Origin of the sequence: Pseudomonas sp. (assembly GCF_030150285.1) — a bacterium.
In the GTDB taxonomy this organism is placed as follows: domain Bacteria; phylum Pseudomonadota; class Gammaproteobacteria; order Pseudomonadales; family Pseudomonadaceae; genus Aquipseudomonas.
In genome coordinates this window covers 79,700-96,496 of record NZ_JASLGE010000063.1, presented here as the reverse complement: position 1 = coordinate 96,496, position 16,797 = coordinate 79,700, and the positions used below count along the sequence as shown (strand labels likewise).

At 60.0% G+C, this 16,797-nt stretch carries 19 protein-coding genes; 11 read left to right on the top strand and 8 right to left on the bottom strand.

Annotated features, from left to right (window positions below; genetic code table 11):
• Positions 1-26 precede the first annotated feature (26 nt).
• Positions 27-2,861 carry an excinuclease ABC subunit UvrA gene (gene uvrA, locus Q1W15_RS14495; protein ID WP_300729691.1) on the top strand — a complete coding sequence of 945 codons (2,835 nt, stop codon included), beginning with the start codon at positions 27-29 and terminating at the stop codon, positions 2,859-2,861.
• 48 nt (positions 2,862-2,909) lie between these two features.
• Here the strand turns inward: uvrA and Q1W15_RS14490 are convergent, their stop codons facing one another.
• From Q1W15_RS14490 to Q1W15_RS14470, 5 genes are all read right to left on the bottom strand, one after another.
• Complete coding sequence (locus Q1W15_RS14490) at positions 2,910-3,608, bottom strand: OmpW family outer membrane protein (RefSeq protein WP_300729689.1); 699 nt, start codon at positions 3,606-3,608, stop codon at positions 2,910-2,912.
• A gap of 153 nt (positions 3,609-3,761) precedes the next feature.
• On the bottom strand, positions 3,762-4,292 hold the full coding sequence (locus Q1W15_RS14485; protein ID WP_300729687.1) for a DUF3299 domain-containing protein: 531 nt from the start codon (positions 4,290-4,292) through the stop codon (positions 3,762-3,764).
• 10 nt (positions 4,293-4,302) lie between these two features.
• Positions 4,303-5,568 carry an ABC transporter permease gene (locus Q1W15_RS14480; RefSeq protein WP_300729685.1) on the bottom strand — a complete coding sequence of 422 codons (1,266 nt, stop codon included), beginning with the start codon at positions 5,566-5,568 and terminating at the stop codon, positions 4,303-4,305.
• 1 nt (position 5,569) lies between these two features.
• Positions 5,570-6,280, bottom strand: coding sequence for an ABC transporter ATP-binding protein (locus Q1W15_RS14475; protein ID WP_300729683.1), 711 nt, complete (start codon positions 6,278-6,280; stop codon positions 5,570-5,572).
• An 84-nt stretch (positions 6,281-6,364) separates the two neighbouring features.
• A complete protein-coding gene (locus Q1W15_RS14470; RefSeq protein ID WP_300729681.1) occupies positions 6,365-6,928 on the bottom strand; it encodes a DUF2796 domain-containing protein in 564 nt (187 codons plus the stop codon).
• Positions 6,929-7,062: 134 nt separating this feature from the next.
• On the opposite strand from Q1W15_RS14470, the gene Q1W15_RS14465 reads away from it, so the two are divergent.
• On the top strand, positions 7,063-7,404 hold the full coding sequence (locus tag Q1W15_RS14465) for a hypothetical protein (RefSeq protein WP_300729680.1): 342 nt from the start codon (positions 7,063-7,065) through the stop codon (positions 7,402-7,404).
• 508 nt (positions 7,405-7,912) lie between these two features.
• Here Q1W15_RS14465 and trxA read toward each other — a convergent pair.
• The 3 genes from trxA to Q1W15_RS14450 all read right to left on the bottom strand — a co-directional run bounded on the left by trxA (position 7,913) and on the right by Q1W15_RS14450 (position 9,955).
• Positions 7,913-8,788, bottom strand: a complete 876-nt coding sequence (gene trxA / locus Q1W15_RS14460) for a thioredoxin (protein ID WP_300729679.1) — start codon at positions 8,786-8,788, stop codon at positions 7,913-7,915.
• A 67-nt stretch (positions 8,789-8,855) separates the two neighbouring features.
• Entirely contained in the window at positions 8,856-9,509 is a 654-nt protein-coding gene (locus Q1W15_RS14455; RefSeq protein ID WP_300729678.1) for a methyltransferase, read from the bottom strand.
• Positions 9,506-9,955: a YbaY family lipoprotein gene (locus Q1W15_RS14450; RefSeq protein WP_300729676.1), complete on the bottom strand. Its 450-nt coding sequence runs from the start codon at positions 9,953-9,955 to the stop codon at positions 9,506-9,508. The genes Q1W15_RS14455 and Q1W15_RS14450 overlap by 4 nt, the downstream gene beginning before the upstream one ends.
• A 139-nt stretch (positions 9,956-10,094) precedes the next feature.
• Between Q1W15_RS14450 and nrdR the strand changes: the two genes are divergently transcribed.
• The 9 genes from nrdR to Q1W15_RS14405 all read left to right on the top strand — a co-directional run bounded on the left by nrdR (position 10,095) and on the right by Q1W15_RS14405 (position 16,796).
• The gene (nrdR, locus tag Q1W15_RS14445) at positions 10,095-10,559 is read left to right on the top strand and encodes a transcriptional regulator NrdR (RefSeq protein WP_300729674.1); all 465 of its coding nucleotides are present in this window, start codon (positions 10,095-10,097) and stop codon (positions 10,557-10,559) included.
• Complete coding sequence (gene ribD / locus Q1W15_RS14440; protein WP_300729672.1) at positions 10,556-11,689, top strand: bifunctional diaminohydroxyphosphoribosylaminopyrimidine deaminase/5-amino-6-(5-phosphoribosylamino)uracil reductase RibD; 1,134 nt, start codon at positions 10,556-10,558, stop codon at positions 11,687-11,689. Before nrdR ends, ribD begins: the two co-directional genes overlap by 4 nt.
• 48 nt (positions 11,690-11,737) lie before the next feature.
• Positions 11,738-12,400: a riboflavin synthase gene (locus Q1W15_RS14435; RefSeq protein ID WP_300729670.1), complete on the top strand. Its 663-nt coding sequence runs from the start codon at positions 11,738-11,740 to the stop codon at positions 12,398-12,400.
• Between the two features lie 16 nt (positions 12,401-12,416).
• Positions 12,417-13,508 (top strand): bifunctional 3,4-dihydroxy-2-butanone-4-phosphate synthase/GTP cyclohydrolase II, encoded by a 1,092-nt coding sequence (gene ribBA / locus Q1W15_RS14430; RefSeq protein WP_300729668.1) that lies wholly within the window; start codon positions 12,417-12,419, stop codon positions 13,506-13,508.
• A gap of 92 nt (positions 13,509-13,600) precedes the next feature.
• Positions 13,601-14,077 carry a 6,7-dimethyl-8-ribityllumazine synthase gene (gene ribE, locus Q1W15_RS14425; protein WP_300729666.1) on the top strand — a complete coding sequence of 159 codons (477 nt, stop codon included), beginning with the start codon at positions 13,601-13,603 and terminating at the stop codon, positions 14,075-14,077.
• Positions 14,074-14,574: a transcription antitermination factor NusB gene (gene nusB / locus Q1W15_RS14420; protein WP_300729664.1), complete on the top strand. Its 501-nt coding sequence runs from the start codon at positions 14,074-14,076 to the stop codon at positions 14,572-14,574. Before ribE ends, nusB begins: the two co-directional genes overlap by 4 nt.
• A 15-nt stretch (positions 14,575-14,589) precedes the next feature.
• Positions 14,590-15,549, top strand: coding sequence for a thiamine-phosphate kinase (gene thiL, locus Q1W15_RS14415; protein WP_300729662.1), 960 nt, complete (start codon positions 14,590-14,592; stop codon positions 15,547-15,549).
• Between the two features lie 213 nt (positions 15,550-15,762).
• Complete coding sequence (ribA, locus tag Q1W15_RS14410) at positions 15,763-16,380, top strand: GTP cyclohydrolase II (RefSeq protein ID WP_300729660.1); 618 nt, start codon at positions 15,763-15,765, stop codon at positions 16,378-16,380.
• Positions 16,377-16,796, top strand: coding sequence for an MFS transporter (locus Q1W15_RS14405; protein WP_300729658.1), 420 nt, complete (start codon positions 16,377-16,379; stop codon positions 16,794-16,796). Before ribA ends, Q1W15_RS14405 begins: the two co-directional genes overlap by 4 nt.
• Position 16,797: the final 1 nt, after the last annotated feature.

Below are 16,797 nucleotides of genomic sequence, written 5' to 3'. Positions count from 1 at the left end.
TGTTATGCCCGCCAAGCGAGGCCGCAGTGGACAAGATCCTGATACGTGGGGCACGAACCCACAACCTGAAGAACATCGACTTGACCCTGCCACGGGACAAACTGATCGTCATCACCGGACTGTCTGGCTCCGGCAAATCTTCATTGGCATTCGATACCTTGTATGCCGAAGGTCAGCGTCGCTATGTCGAGTCGTTATCGGCCTACGCGCGTCAATTTCTGTCGATGATGGAAAAGCCCGACGTCGACACGATCGAAGGCCTGTCGCCAGCGATTTCCATCGAGCAGAAATCCACGTCGCACAACCCGCGGTCAACGGTTGGCACCATCACTGAAATTTACGATTACCTGCGCTTGCTGTATGCCCGCGTAGGTATCCCGCGTTGCCCTGACCACGATATCCCCCTCGAAGCCCAAACCGTCAGCCAAATGGTCGACCTGGTGCTGGCACAACCCGAGGGCAGCAAGCTTATGCTGCTTGCTCCCGTGATTCGTGAACGCAAGGGCGAGCACCTTTCGGTGTTTGAAGAGCTACGCGCGCAAGGTTTTGTACGCGCCCGGGTCAATGGCAAGCTCTGCGAACTGGACGAGCTGCCAAAACTCGACAAGCAGAAGAAGCACACCATTGATGTGGTGGTCGACCGCTTTAAAGTGCGGGCCGACTTGCAGCAGCGCCTGGCCGAGTCGTTCGAAACCGCGCTGAAACTGGCAGACGGTATTGCGCTGGTCGCGCCCATGGACGATGAGCCCGGCGAAGAAATGATCTTCTCGGCGCGCTTCGCCTGCCCGATTTGCGGTCATGCGATCAGCGAGTTGGAGCCCAAGCTTTTTTCCTTCAACAACCCCGCGGGTGCATGCCCAACGTGCGATGGCCTTGGGGTGAAGCAGTTCTTCGACATCAAACGTCTGGTTAATGGCGAACTGACATTGGCCGAAGGTGCTATACGCGGCTGGGACAGGCGAAACGTCTATTACTTCCAGATGCTGGGTGCTTTGGCCAAGCATTACGATTTCAGCCTGGAAGTGCCGTTCAGTGAGCTGCCTGCTGACAAGCAAAAAGTCATCCTGTACGGCAGCGGCACCCAAAATGTGGACTTCCGCTATCTGAATGATCGCGGCGACATCGTCAAGCGTGCCCACCCCTTTGAAGGCATCGTGCCTAACCTTGAGCGACGTTATCGCGAAACCGAGTCAGCGACCGTGCGCGAAGAACTGGCCAAGTTCCTCAGCACGCAGTCCTGCCCGGACTGCCGGGGCACACGTTTGCGCCGCGAGGCACGCCATGTCTGGATCGGCGAGAAAACCCTGCCAGCAGTGACCAGCCTGCCGATTGGCGATGCCACCGAGTACTTCAGCACGCTGAGCCTGACCGGGCGCCGTGGTGAAATCGCGGAAAAGATTCTTAAGGAAATTCGTGAGCGCTTGCAGTTTCTCGTGAATGTGGGGCTCGACTACCTGTCACTGGACCGCAGTGCTGACACCTTGTCCGGTGGTGAGGCCCAGCGTATTCGGCTGGCCAGCCAGATTGGTGCCGGCCTGGTGGGCGTGTTGTACATTCTCGACGAGCCGTCGATTGGCCTGCACCAGCGCGATAATGATCGCTTGCTGGAGACCCTCAAGCATTTGCGTGACATCGGCAACACCGTGATCGTGGTCGAGCATGACGAAGACGCCATCCGTTTGGCCGACTATGTGGTGGACATCGGCCCCGGTGCCGGGGTGCATGGCGGGCATATCGTTGCCCAAGGCACGCCCGCTGAAGTCATGGCCCATCCGGATTCGTTGACCGGCAAATACCTGTCGGGCCGGGTGAAGATTGCCGTGCCTGGCAAACGCACGCCGCGCAACAAAAAGCTGACCCTGTCGCTCAAGGGCGCACGCGGCAACAACCTGCGCAATGTTGACCTGGAGATCCCGATTGGCCTGCTGACGTGCGTAACCGGCGTGTCCGGTTCTGGCAAGTCGACCCTGATCAACAACACGCTTTACCCCCTCAGCGCGACTGCCCTGAACGGTGCAACCACTCTCGAAGCGGCGGCCCATGACAGCATCAAGGGGCTGGAGCACCTGGACAAAGTGGTCGATATCGATCAAAGCCCGATTGGCCGCACCCCGCGCTCCAATCCGGCGACCTACACGGGTTTGTTCACCCCCATCCGCGAACTGTTCTCGGGCGTGCCGGAGTCCCGCTCTCGCGGCTACGGGCCGGGGCGTTTCTCTTTCAACGTGAAGGGTGGGCGCTGCGAGGCCTGCCAGGGCGATGGCCTGATCAAGGTGGAAATGCACTTTCTGCCGGACATCTATGTGCCTTGCGATGTGTGCAAGAGCAAGCGATACAACCGCGAAACCCTTGAGGTCAAATACAAGGGCAAAAGCATTCACGAAGTGCTGGAAATGACCATCGAAGAAGCGCGCACGTTCTTTGATGCCGTCCCTGCGCTGGCGCGTAAGCTGCAAACGCTGATGGACGTAGGGCTTTCGTATATCAAGCTGGGGCAATCCGCCACAACGCTGTCAGGCGGTGAGGCGCAACGGGTGAAGTTGTCCCGCGAGCTGTCCAAGCGAGATACCGGCAAGACGTTGTATATCCTTGATGAACCTACAACCGGTTTGCACTTTGCGGATATCCAGCAATTACTGGATGTGCTGCATCGGCTTCGCGATCACGGCAACACGGTGGTGGTGATCGAGCACAACCTGGATGTGATCAAGACGGCCGACTGGCTGGTGGACCTGGGGCCAGAGGGCGGTTCCAAGGGCGGGCAAATTATTGCAACCGGCACACCTGAAGAAGTCGCTGACATGCCGCAATCGCACACAGGGTTCTATTTGAAGCCATTGCTGATTCGCGACAGGGATTAACTGCTGCAAAAAAAAAGGCACCGCAAGGTGCCTTTTTCATGGGGCTTATTAAAACTTGTAACCCAAACCCACCATGTAAACGAATGGGTCCACGTCGACGTTGACCTTGGCGCGTGTGCCAGGGGCGACGGCGTTGTTTTCTACGGTAGCCCGGGTATCGATATCAATGTAACGCGCTTGGGCGTTGATCATGATGTTGTCGGTCAGCATGTAGTCAGCACCGATCTGCCAGGCCAGGCCCCACGAGTTTTTGGCTTTGAAGTTGTCGAAGCCTGCAGTGGTGGCGCGGCTGCCAACGTGCTCGTCGTAGATCCAGGTGTAGTTGATGCCAGCACCGACATAGGGTTGGAATGCGGACTTGTTGTCCAGCGGGTAGTACACAACGCTCAAGGTCGGTGGCAAGTGTTTGAGGCTGCCCAATTTGCCGTTGGCGGAGGGCAGGCTGGTGCCTTTGAGTTTGACGTCGTGCTCAAACGGCGTAGCGGCCAGCAGTTCGATACCCACATGGTCAGTCACCATGTAAGCGAAGTTGAGACCCAATTGCGTGTTGCTGCTCATGGTTGCCTTGCCGCCCAGGTCTGTACCTGCGATCGGCCCCTGGTCGACCTTGACGCTGGAGCTGTCGGCTTTAGGGTTTACCGTGATAGCACCGGCCCGCACGATGATGTCGCCTTCGGTGTGTGCGTGGGCCAGAGGTGTGACGACGGCAATCGCCAGAGCGGCGGCGCTGAGCAGAGACTTGTGCATGGGAGCTCCATTGGGATATTTAAACGTTATAACCCATGGTAAAGAGCGGTTGGCGCGCTTCTGTTGACCCAGCTCAATGAAGGGTGAGTTTGTGAAAAATTCGTCATTTGGTGCGCAGTCTGTCGGCGCTATCTTGGTTTTAGCGGCCGGGCTTCACTCGGGCAGTTCGTAGACAACGATTTTTTGCGCCTCCATTTGATAGCCTGCATCGGCCAATTCGCTGGTGCTCGGCTTGACCTGCATCGCGCCTTCTATCCAGTACGGCTGGTACAGCTCATCAAGCCTGACGCCTTCTTTGCTGGTCACATGTACGATCTGGTTAGAGGGCGGAGGCGGCACGTGAATACACGCACCGAAATACGGCACCAGCAGAAAGTCGGTGGTGCGGCCGTCTTCGCTCACTTCAAGCGGCACGATATAGCCCGGCAAGCGGATAAGTTGGCCGTCCAGCGCGGACACCACGGGGGCATCGGGCAAGTCCTGTTTGGCCGCGGGTGCGGCTTCCGGGTCCAGATTGCCCAATTGGGAGAGGTCATGCAGGGGCGTCATGTTCGGGACTTCAGGCGGTGCGTCGGGCGGAATCATCTCGGCCCAGGTCAGTTCTTTCGAGCCGGCCGCCCACAGCGACGTGGACATCAGCATCCACAATGCCAGCACCACTCGTGACAACACAGACGTATTCATAGCACGGCACTCATAAACGAATGGACAGGCCATCGGCCAGCGATTGTCGGTAGGCGCGCCAGGCTGGCACGCAGCCCATTAGCAGGGCGGCCGCCAGAATACCGCCGAGCAGGGCCCATTCATATTCACTTGGCCAGGCCAGGGGCAAGTAGAGCCCGTAGTTGGATTGCACATACCCCTGGGCCAGGGCGATGCCTGCGTAAAGCAAAGCGACCCCGGCAATCACTCCGGCCAGTGCCAGGGCCAATGCCTCGAACACCAGCAGCGTTGCAATGTGCCAGGGCCGGGCACCCACTGAGCGCAGAATGGCCATCTCGCGACGCCGTTCATTAAGGCTGGTCAAAATGGCCGTCAGCATGCCGATCAGGCCCGTCAGTACCACGAACAGCGACACCACAAACAGCGCCTTTTCAGCGGTACTCATCAAACTCCACAGTTCTTGCAGCGCCACGCCGGGCAAGATCGCCATCATGGGTTCGCCACGAAAATCGTTGATCTCACGTTGCAGGGCGAAGGTCGAAATTTTGCTGTTCAAGCCCACCATAAACGCGGTGATGGCCTGCGGTGTGAGGTCCATGTTACGAGCCTGATCGGCACTGATTCGCCCGGCACCGCGGGCCGGAACGCCGTTATGCCAGTCAATGTGGATCGCTTCCATGCCGCCCAGGCTGATATGTAAGGTGCGGTCGACCGGGGTGCCGGTGCGTTCGAGGATACCGACCACGGTAAAGGGCTTGTCGTCATGCTTGACCAGGCTCACCGCTGCCACACCGTGGGCCAGTACCAGTTTATCGCCGAGCGTGTAGTGCAAGGCATCAGCCACTTCGGCACCGAGGACGACTTCAAACGGGTCAGTAGCAAATGCGCGGCCTGCAGCCAGCTTCAGGTTTTGCCGGTGGCCATACTGATAATGTTCAAAGTAGGCCTCGCTGGTGCCCATTACCCGATAGCCGCGATGGGAATCACCCAGCGACATGGGAATGGCCCATTTCACTTTGGGGTTGTGGGCGAAATGCTCATAACTGTCCCAACGAATATTGTTGGTGGCATTGCCAATCCGGAACACGGAATACAACAGCAAATTGACCGAGCCTGAACGGGCTCCCACGATCAGGTCGGTGCCACTGATGGTGCTGGCAAAGCTGGCGCGGGCTTCGGTGCGCACGCGTTCCACCGCCAACAACAGGCACACCGACAAGGCAATGGCGAAGGCTGTCAGCAGTGCGGTGAAGCGCCGGTTAGCCAGGCTGGCCAGGGCAAGACGAAACAAATACATCTCAGACCTCTGCCGATTGAGCGGCGCGATTGAGTTCAGACAGCGACAAGTTGCGGTCGAAGAGTGGGGCCAGGCTTTGGTCGTGACTGACAAACAGCAGGCTGGCACCTGCCTCGCGGCATTCGGCAAACAGCAGCTGGATAAAGGCTTCGCGTGCGTCGGCGTCGAGGGCCGACGTCGGCTCATCGGCGATCACCAGTTCAGGCTGGCCGATCAGCGCGCGGGCGGCAGCCACTCGTTGTTGTTGGCCGATGGACAGTGAGTCTGCTCGCCGTTCCAGCAGTGCCGGGTCTTTGAGGCCCAGGTGCGCGAGCAGGGTGCGTGCGGCGTTATTCACACTGCCGTGGCGCTGTGCGGCGCGGCGGGCACGCAGTGTGGAAAAGTGGCAGGGCAGTTCAACGTTCTCGCGTACCGATAGAAATGGCAGCAAATTGAACTGCTGAAAGATATAGCCGGTGTGGTCGACCCGAAAGCGATCGCGGGCCCCCGAACCGAGTTGCCCCAGTTCCTGGCCCAGCAAACGAACGCTGCCGCCCTCCGCCATTTGTACCCCACCGAGCAACCCCAGTAAGGTGGTTTTGCCACTACCGCTTGGCCCTTTGAGAAACAGCGTTTCACCGGGCTCCAGGCGAAAGGCGGGGATATCCAGTAACACGGGCTGCCCCGGCCAACTGAAACGCAGGTCGCTGAGTTCGATAAGTGCTTGGGTCATGGGGAGGAAAAATCGCCTGTAATGAGGTGCGGGTAGCCAGCGGGGGAGGTGTACAAGAGCGAGTGTGCCCGCTCCTGCCAAGGCTTAAAACGTGACAGTAGGCGCTTTTGAAGTGACCACCACCGATTGCTGACCGCTTGGGCCAATCAATTGCACCTTGAGGCTATGAGTGCCTGGGAAGGTTTTGAAGAATTGAGCCAGATCCAGTGACTTTAACCCGTCAGGCTTGCTGCAGGTAAAGGCGTAATGCACGTCGATATCGCTGTGGTGGTGCCCGCCTTTTGCGGTGCTTTCTTCGGGGGCCGGATCAAACAATGGGCTCTCCAGTTCCTGTGCTTCAGTGGTGCAACCAGCAGCTTTGGGCAGGCTGAACAAGGTGTGTGGGTCTTCCAGTTGCTTGCGCGCTGCGTTGACCTTGGCCTTATCCGCATCAGTGGTGGCTATGTGCTCAAAGCCCACGAGGTTTATCGATGGGCCGTCCAGGTCCAGCTCCAGCGTTTGACCATCCAGCGCAACATTCAAGCTGCCGACGCCATGTTCATGGGGGGGGAGGCTGTCGTGTTCATGGTCGTGATCATGCGCGTCGGCGGCATTGGCCATGGCCAGTGGCAACAGCACAAACGGCAAAGCAAGAAACAAACGGCGCATAGCGGGACTCCAGCAAGAAAGTGCACATGTTTTGTTATGTGATCTTATAACAATGTTGCGAGAGTTTGCCCGTGTGCTTGGCGTTACGCAAGACGCATGGGAGCATGTCTTCATGAAACTTGAGGAACGGGACGATGGTACGTATTCGCGGAACAATCGGTGAATGGCCGGTGGATTTGACGGTCGAGCTGGATGAAGCAGATTGGGCGAAGCTGGGCGCGCAGGTGCCTGTGGCTGATGCACCAGCGAGCTCGTCATCGGCCAGGCCGGTGAGTCAGGACGACGCCCTCTGGGAGACGACCAAAGGCCTGTTGCGCGCCGCCGGGCAAATGACCGGGCCGGAGTTATTGGGGCAGCTCGAAGCGTTAACCGGCAGTACGGGCGCAGGCAAGCGCTTGCTGGTGCGCTTGCGCCATTGCGCGCAGGTCAAGGTCGTCAGCGGTGCCGACTCACCTGTTTACAGCTGGATCGAATAAAACAAACCTGCGGTTTTGTAGGCGCGAGGTTTTAACGATCAAAAGATCACGAGCAATCGAGCGTCGACCGGCTGTTCCTACAGAACCTTGTTTTGCGGGGGGGAAGGGTGCGTAGGAGCGAGCTTGCTCGCGATCTTTTGATCTTTAAACGCTCAATGACAGCCGCGCTGTCGTGCAGCAATCCTATCCATTGCTGCGGTCACGGCCACTTAAGGTTCCGGCTTTACGCCGTGTTACTTTGATGGAGCGCAAAGTAACCAAACGCTCATGCCCCTACCACTCGGTGCCTCGCTGTGGCTCGGCATGCCCTCACACAGGCTTTGCTCCGTGGGCACGCCGCGATCGGCCATCTTTGGCCGTGTCGCGGCTAACCCGCGTTCGGCCAGCGTGGTTTGAGGGGGCCCTTTTAGATCAAAAGCCAGATCAAAAGATCACGAGCAAGCTCGTTCCTACAAACGCTGCCATCCGTAGGAGCAGCCGGTCGAGGTCGCGAGCAAGGCAGGGAGGCTTAATACAGCGCAGCAAACAATTTGCGGCGGTAGGTTTTGACCAGCGGGTGGTCGCTGCCCAGCAGGTCGAACACTTGCAGCAGGGTTTTGTGGGTGATGCCTTCGTTATAGCTGCGGTTACGCACAAACAGCCTCAGCAGCCCTTCAAGCGCCCCTTCATATTGCTGGCGCGCCAGTTGTTGAACCGCCAGTTGGTAAGCCGCTTCATCGTCTTGCGGGTTTTGCGCCACGCGGCTTTTCAGGTCGGCTACGTCAGGCAGGTCGGCGGCCTGACGCAAAAAGGTCAGTTGCGCCTTGGCTCCGGCCAGCTCGGCTTTGTACTCGTCGCTCTTCACCGCGTCCAACACGGCTTGAGCCTCCGTCAGCTCACCGCGTTCAGCCAGGCAGCGCCCGTACAGAATCAACGCCAGGGCGTTAGTGTTGTTTTCTGTCAGCACGTCTTTGAGCCGGGCTTCGGCATCGGCAAAGCGGCGCTCTGCAAAGAGGGCCTGCACCTGCACCATCGGGTCTTCCTCGGCGGGTGCTGGCAACTCGACATGCTTTTCAAGCATGGCCCGTATCGCAGACTCGGGTTGTGCCTCCTGGAAGCCGTCGACGACTTTTCCGTCTTTGAACAACACAACCGTCGGCAAGGTTTGAATGCCAATGCGGCCTACAATGTCCTGCTCGACGTCGCAGTTGACCTTGGCCAGCAGCAGTTCGCCCTGATAGTCCTCGGCGATCTGCTCAAGAATCGGCAGCATCACTTTGCACGGTGCGCACCAGTCGGCCCAAAAATCCACCAGAACAGGTTGTTCGAACGACGCTTCGACCACCTGCTTGTCAAAATCTGCTGAGGTCACGTCGAAACTGAAAGAAGGCTTTGGCTGAGTCATTGTGGGTCTCGAAACAGGTAAGTGAGGGCAACTATAAAGGCTGCGGGTGCGGCCTGAAAGCGGTGTGCTAGCGCTGCGCGTGATACAGGCTCACGTTGCGAAATTCGTGGGGCTCGGCCAGGTCCGGCAAGGTCAAGGCCTTGAGGCTGCCCAGTTGTCGATAGCGCGGATGTTTGAAATCGCGCACTCGGGAGTCTGCCACCAGTGTTTGCTGGCCGCGGCTCAGGAACTGATCCAGCAACGGCAGGTTTTCACGGTCGTACAGCACATCCGCCACCAGCACCAGGTCGAAGCGATCTGCTTCGGCAAAGAAGTCAGGGCTATAGCCCAATTCGACCTGATTGAGTTCAGCATTGGCTCGGCAAGCCGCGAGTGCCAGAGGGTCGAGGTCGCAGGCCACCACTTCGAGGGCTCCGGCCTTGGCGGCAGCGATCGCGGCCACGCCGGAACCTGCGCCGAAATCCAGCACCCGCTTGCCCTGGACCCACCGTGGCCGGGCGGCCAGGTAACGCGCCAAGGCCAGGCCGCTGGCCCAGCAAAAGGCCCAGTAGGGCGGCTCGTAAAGGATGCGCCGGGTCTCGTCGGGCGTGAAGGCGCGGTCCATGTTGTGGGCGTCGATCAGCCACAACTTGAGCGTTGTCTCGGGCAAGTCGGTGACCACCAACCGGGCATCGCCCAGAAGTTCACTCAAGGACTGTTGCAGGCCCAGAGGTGTTTTCATGGGGCCTTGACGAAAGCCAGGGTGCCCAGAGCCTGAGTGGAGGGCTGGCCGATAATGCGAGACGGCAGGTGCAAGATCAATTGCCCCGACTGGCTGGCGCGCCCGCGCAGTTCAACCCGTGCTCCCGCCGGGAAAGCCTCGGGGTTGAAGCGCAAGGTGAACGGTAACGGTTGGTTGTTGCCGATGATCTTGCTGCTGGCCATCAGCCCTTGTGGGCGCCCGCGCGCGTCGACGATCAGCATGGCCAGCTCAACCTCGGCCCCTGCCGGTGCGCCGGTCAGCACGCCGCTCAGTTCACGCTGATAGGCCGGCAACGGGCCCAGGTCGACCGGTGCATCGGTTTGCGGCTGCACTAACACTTGGGGTTGAGCCGGTGATTGCGGCCCGCTGCTGCAGGCGACCAGCAAACAGGCCAGGCACGGCAAAACAAACGATCGTAGCGACATGGAAGGCTCCAGCGGCGTGTCAGTGGACGTAACAGGTGATGTAAAACGTAGTCGGCGGACTGTATACCGTAAAGCCTATGGCTTGTCTTGCCAGTGGGATGCGCTAACATGGCGGTCCCCATTTTTGTTGGCTGCCACCATGCACTGTCCCTTCTGCGGTGCCAACGACACCAAAGTCATTGACTCGCGTCTGGTTGCCGAGGGCGACCAGGTGCGTCGCCGGCGTGAATGCCTGGCTTGTGGTGAGCGTTTCACTACCTTTGAAACAGCCGAGTTGGTGTTACCGCGCCTTATCAAGCAAGACGGCAGCCGTCAGCCGTTCGACGAAGAAAAACTGCGTGCCGGCATGCAGCGCGCGCTGGAAAAGCGCCCCGTGAGTGTCGAGCGCCTTGAAGCGGCGCTGGCCCACATCAAAAGTAAGCTGCGTGCCACCGGAGAGCGCGAGGTCAAGTCCCTTGTGGTCGGTGAGCTGGTCATGGGCGAATTGCAAAAGCTCGACGAAGTGGCCTACATCCGTTTCGCTTCGGTTTATCGACGTTTCCAGGACCTCAACGAGTTCCGTGAAGAGATCGACCGACTTGCCCGTGAGCCTTCAAAACAATGACGCTGTCCATTGAACAATCCGTTTTAGACGCCCATTACATGGCGCGCGCCCTCGAACTGGCGCGCAAGGGGCTGTACACCACCCACCCCAACCCACGGGTCGGTTGCGTGATCGTGCGCGACGGGCAGGTTGTCGGCGAGGGCTGGCATGTCCGTACCGGCGAGCCCCATGCCGAAGTCCACGCCTTGCGTGCGGCAGGCGCACAGGCGCGTGGTGCCACCGCTTACGTCACCCTCGAACCATGCAGCCATTACGGCCACACCCCGCCGTGTGCTGAAGGGTTGATCACGGCCGGGGTGGCGCGGGTGGTCGCGGCCATGCAAGACCCCAACCCGGAAGTCGCCGGGCGCGGCCTCAAGCGCTTGGCCGATGCCGGGATCGAGGTGTGCAGCGGCGTACTTGAAGCCCAGGCGCGTGCCCTTAACCCGGGGTTCCTCAAGCGTATGGAACACGGGTTGCCGTTTGTGCGGGTCAAAATGGCGATGAGCCTTGATGGGCGTACAGCCATGGCCAACGGTGAAAGCCAGTGGATCACGGGCCCGGCAGCCCGTTCGGCTGTGCAGCGTCTGCGGGCCCAGGCCAGCGTGGTGTTGACCGGTGCGGACACCGTGTTGGCCGATGGCGCTCGCCTGACCGTACGCGGCCCGGAACTGGGCCTGGACCCCGAGCTGACCGCGCTGGCGCTTAGCCGTCCGCCGTTGCGGGTGCTGGTTGATGGGCGTTTGCGGGTGCCGCTGGATGCGCCCTTTTTCAAGGCTGGCCCGGCGCTGGTTGCGACCTGCGTTCCCCCTGCCGAGCAATACCGCACCGGGCCCGAGTGCCTGGTGATTCACGGTGCCAACGGCCAGGTTGATTTGCGTAAGCTGCTGGTCGCGCTGGCTGCCCGGGGCGTTAACGAAGTGTTGGTCGAAGCTGGCCCCAGCCTTGCCGGTGCCTTTGCTGAACAAGGCCTGGTGGATGAATATCAGATTTTCATTGCCGCCAAGTTTCTGGGCTCTACCGCTCGGCCGTTGCTGGAGCTGCCATTGACCCATATGCGCGAAGCGCCATTGCTCAAAATTACTGAAATGCGCGCGGTAGGCGATGACTGGCGAGTCACCGCCATACCTGTGCCGCCCGCGAGCGTATAATTCTTAGCCTCTGTTTTAGTGCAGGTTCTGTTCTCAAGGGGAACGCCCATGTTTACCGGCATCATTGAATCCATCGGCAGCATCCGCGCACTGACCCCAAAGGGCGGCGATGTGCGGGTTTATGTAGAGACCGGCAAGCTCGACCTGAGCGACGTCAAACTCGGCGACAGCATCGCAATCAATGGCGTTTGCCTGACCGCCGTTGAATTGCCGGGTGACGGCTTTATGGCTGACGTCAGCCGCGAAACGCTGGATTGCACCGCGTTCAATGAGTTGAAAAGCGGCAGCCGGGTCAACCTGGAAAAAGCCCTGACCCCGACCACGCGGCTGGGCGGCCACCTGGTAAGCGGCCACGTCGATGGTGTGGGTGAAGTGATTGCCCGTGAAGAGAACGCCCGGGCCATCGAATTCCGCATCCGTGCGCCCAAGGAGCTGGCCAAGTACATCGCCCATAAAGGTTCGATCACCGTCGACGGCACCAGCCTGACGGTCAACTCGGTCAATGGCGCAGAGTTCTCTCTCACGATTATTCCGCACACCCTGAGCGAAACCATCATGGGCGACTATCGTCCAGGTCGCCGGGTCAACCTTGAAGTCGATTTGCTGGCGCGCTACCTCGAGCGGCTGCTGCTGGGCGAAAAAGCCGCCGAGCCGACCTCGGGTGGCATCAGCGAAAGTTTTCTGGCCGCCAACGGCTACCTCAAATCCTGAAATAAGGGGGTGCCGCGTGGCGCTCAACAGCATCGAAGAACTGGTTGAAGACATCCGCCAAGGCAAGATGGTCATCCTGATGGATGACGAAGACCGCGAGAACGAAGGCGACCTGATCATGGCCGCCGAGTGCTGCAAGGCCGAGCATATCAACTTCATGGCGCGCTTTGCCCGTGGGCTGATCTGCATGCCGATGACCCGCGAGCGCTGCGAAACGCTCAAGTTGCCGTTGATGGCACCGCGCAACGGTTCCGGTTTTGGCACCAAGTTCACCGTGTCCATTGAAGCAGCCACCGGCGTGACCACCGGCATCTCGGCCGCCGACCGTGCCCGCACGGTACAAGCCGCCGCAGCCAAAGACGCCAAGGCCGAAGACATCGTCAGCCCGGGCCATATTTTCCCATTGATGGCGCAAGCGGGCGGTACGCTCGCTCGCGCCGGTCACACGGAAGCCGCGTGCGACCTGGCGCGCATGGCTGGCTTTGAGCCCAGTGGCGTGATCTGCGAAGTGATGAACGACGACGGTACGATGGCCCGTCGCCCGGAACTGGAAACCTTTGCCGCCGAGCACGGCATTAAAATCGGCACCATTGCCGACTTGATCCACTATCGGATGATCCATGAGCGTACCGTTCAGCGGATTGCCGAGCAGCCACTGGACAGCGAACTGGGCCAATTCAACCTGGTGACCTATCGTGATTCGGTGGAAGGCGATGTGCACATGGCACTGACCCTGGGCAAGATCTGCGCCGAAGAGCCGACGCTGGTGCGCGTGCACAACATGGACCCTTTGCGCGACCTGTTGATGGTCAAGCAGCCCGGTCGCTGGAGCTTGCGCGCCGCCATGGCCGCGGTGGCAGAGGCGGGCAGTGGTGTGGTGCTGTTGTTGGGGCACCCGCTGGACGGCGATGTGTTGCTGGCGCAAATCCGCGAGACGGCAGACGCCGCGCCGGTGAAAACACCGACGACTTACAGCATCGTCGGGGCCGGTTCGCAGATCCTGCGTGACCTCGGTGTGCGCAAATTGCGCCTGATGAGTTCACCAATGAAGTTCAATGCCATATCCGGTTTCGATCTGGAAGTTGTAGAATACGTGCCCTCCGAATAAAGACCGGGCATTTCCAGTCCCCAATTCGTGGCCCCTATATCCTCAAGAACGCACGAAAGTGCGTTCTGGCTCTTTAATACGAGACATACCGAATGACCCTGAAGACCATCGAAGGTACCTTCATCGCCCCCAAAGGCCGCTACGCGCTGATCGTCGGCCGCTTCAACAGCTTCGTCGTCGAAAGCCTGGTGAGTGGTGCCGTTGATGCCCTGGTTCGCCACGGTGTGAACGAAAGCGACATCACCATCATCCGTGCACCGGGTGCGTTCGAAATCCCGCTGGTTGCGCAAAAAGTAGCTCAGCGCAATGAGTTCGCCGCCATCATCGCCTTGGGCGCTGTGATTCGTGGCGGTACCCCGCACTTCGAATACGTGGCCGGTGAATGCACCAAGGGCCTGTCCCAGGTGTCGATGCAGTTCGGTGTGCCGGTTGCCTTCGGTGTACTGACTGTTGATTCGATCGAGCAAGCTATCGAGCGTTCCGGCACCAAAGCCGGCAACAAAGGCGCTGAAGCTGCCTTGTCCGCCCTCGAAATGGTCAGCCTGCTGGCACAGTTGGAGGCCAAGTGATTTCCGACGAAAGCGATCGTTTCAACCCGCGCGATCCAAAACCTGCGGACGCTGGCAAGCCTTCCAAAAGTGCCAAGCGCCGCGAAGCGCGTCAGCTTGCGACTCAGGCTCTGTACCAATGGCACATGGCCAAGCAATCGTTGAACGAAATCGAAGCGCAGTTCCGCGTCGATAACGACTTCACCGACGTGGACGCGGCGTACTTCCGCGAAATCCTGCACGGCGTGCCTGCCCACAGAACCGAGATCGACGGTGCCCTGAAGCCTTGCCTGGACATCGAAATCGAAGAGCTGGACCCGGTTGAACTGTCGGTGCTGCGTCTGTCCACGTGGGAACTGATCAAGCGTGTCGACGTGCCTTACCGCGTTGTCATCAACGAAGGCATCGAGCTGGCCAAAGTGTTTGGCTCCACCGATGGCCACAAGTTCGTCAACGGTGTACTCGACAAGCTGGCACCGCGTTTGCGCGAAGCCGAAGTCAAGGCGTTCAAGCGCTAACCAGCGCGGTGCGTCATGGGCGAATTTGAGCTGATCCGCACTGTCTTCGCCGCTGCGCCCTGTGCGCAAGGCGGCGAGGGCGTTGCGCTGGGCATCGGCGACGATTGTGCCCTGCTGGATGTTCCCTTCGGGGAACAACTGGCCGTTTCCACTGACACCCTGGTTGCCGGGGTGCATTTTGCAGACCCCTGCGATCCTTTTTTGCTCGGTCAGCGTTCGCTGGCGGTGGCGGCCAGCGACTTGGCGGCCATGGGCGCAACGCCTCTCGCGTTTACCCTTGCCCTGACGGTGCCGACGGTTGAAGCCGACTGGTTGCACGCCTTTGCCTGCGGGTTGAACCTGATGGCCCAGGGGTGTGGTTTACGTTTGGTCGGCGGCGACACCACCCGCGGGCCGTTGTGCCTGACGTTGACGGTGTTCGGGCGTGTGCCCCAGGGCAAGGCGCTGACCCGCAGCGGTGCGCAGCCGGGTGACCTGCTGTGTGTGGGTGGCGAACTGGGCAATGCGGCGGGAGCCTTACCGCTGGTGTTGGGCCAGCGTCAGGCTGAGCCATTACTCAGCGAACCCCTGCTGGCGCACTATTGGTCGCCGCAACCCCAGTTGGCGTTGGGCCAGGCCTTGCGGGGCAAGGCCACCTCGGCGCTGGATATCTCTGATGGCCTGCTGGCGGACTGCGGGCATATTGCTGCGGCCTCGGGCGTCGGTCTGGTGATTGAACTCGACCGGGTGCCGCTGTCGCCGGCGCTGGAAGCGTTTCTGGGCGAGGCGGGGGCGCAACAGGCTGCGTTGAGTGGCGGTGATGACTATGTGCTGGCGTTTACTTTGCCTGCGCTTGAACTGCCGACACTGCTGGCTGATGGCTGGCCGATCCATGTGGTGGGCCGGGTGGTGGAAGGCCGGGGCGTCAACCTGCTGGACACGGACGGGCAGGACATCACCCCGGCCGTGCACGGTTACCAACATTTTGGCGGCTGACGTAGCCCCTTAGTCGCTGCCGGAAGGGGGGGGGGTTGGGCCTAAAGGTTTTGCGGCTTTTAGCGCAGCGTTTGGCAGCAACGACCGAGGCCGTAAAGCCATCAAACTTTTAGATATTTATCGCCGACAATTCAGCCTAAGCGTCTGTAGGAACGTCCTGTTACAATGCCGCGGTTGCTAAAATCCAGTCCTCAAATAGATCAGGAGCACACGGTGCCCGTCGCTTTTGTTGCCGCTTGCAAGTTACCCACCCCCTTTGCCGAATTCACCCTGCATGGCTTCCTTGAGCAAGCCACGGGTCGTGAACACGTTGTGCTCAGTTTGGGCGACGTGGCTGATGGCGCACCCGTGCTGGGCCGGGTTCATTCCGAGTGCCTGACGGGCGACGCCCTGTTCAGTCAGCGTTGTGACTGTGGTTCGCAGCTGGAAGCCGCGCTGCAGGCCATCGCCCGTGAAGGCCGTGGGGTGCTGCTGTACCTGCGTCAGGAGGGCCGTGGTATTGGCTTGTTGAACAAACTTCGTGCCTACGAGTTGCAAGATGGCGGCGCTGACACGGTTGAGGCCAACGAGCGCCTGGGCTTTGCCGCCGACCAGCGCGACTATGCGATTTGCTTGCCGATGCTGGAACACTTGGGCGTGAAGTCGTTACGTTTGATGACCAACAACCCGCGCAAGGTCAAAGCATTGACCGACATGGGCATTAACGTGGCGGAGCGCGTGCCGCTGCATACCGGGCATAACCCGCACAACAAGCTGTACTTGGCGACCAAGGCCAACAAACTGGGCCACATGATGGGCAATCAGCACCAAAGCGAGGCGGACCCGGCGTGACCCGTGGGCAGATCCGTCGGCGCATGAGCTTCAGCTGGTGGCAGCAACTCGTGTTGACCCTGTTGCCGTTGCTGTTGGCCAACGGGTTTTTCGGCAAAACCGAGCCCTTGTTACCGTCCCTGACGATGCCGTTCTTTATTGCGGGCGTGGTGTCGATGTTCGCGACGCTGCGGTTTTTCGGGCCGTACAAGCAGGGTTTGATTGCGCTGCAAAAAGCGCTGGATACCCCGCAAGAGCCCGCTGCCTGGGCGCACTTGGCCCGCGTTCGACACACGGCATTGCTGGCCGCCGGGCTGCCCGTATGGGTTGGGGCGCTTGCCGTATTTGTCGGGCTGGAAGGTGTGCCTTTACTGCTGCTGACCGTGTCGACGCTGGTGTTGTTTTACCTGTATCGCATACCGCGTCAGGTCGGCTGAT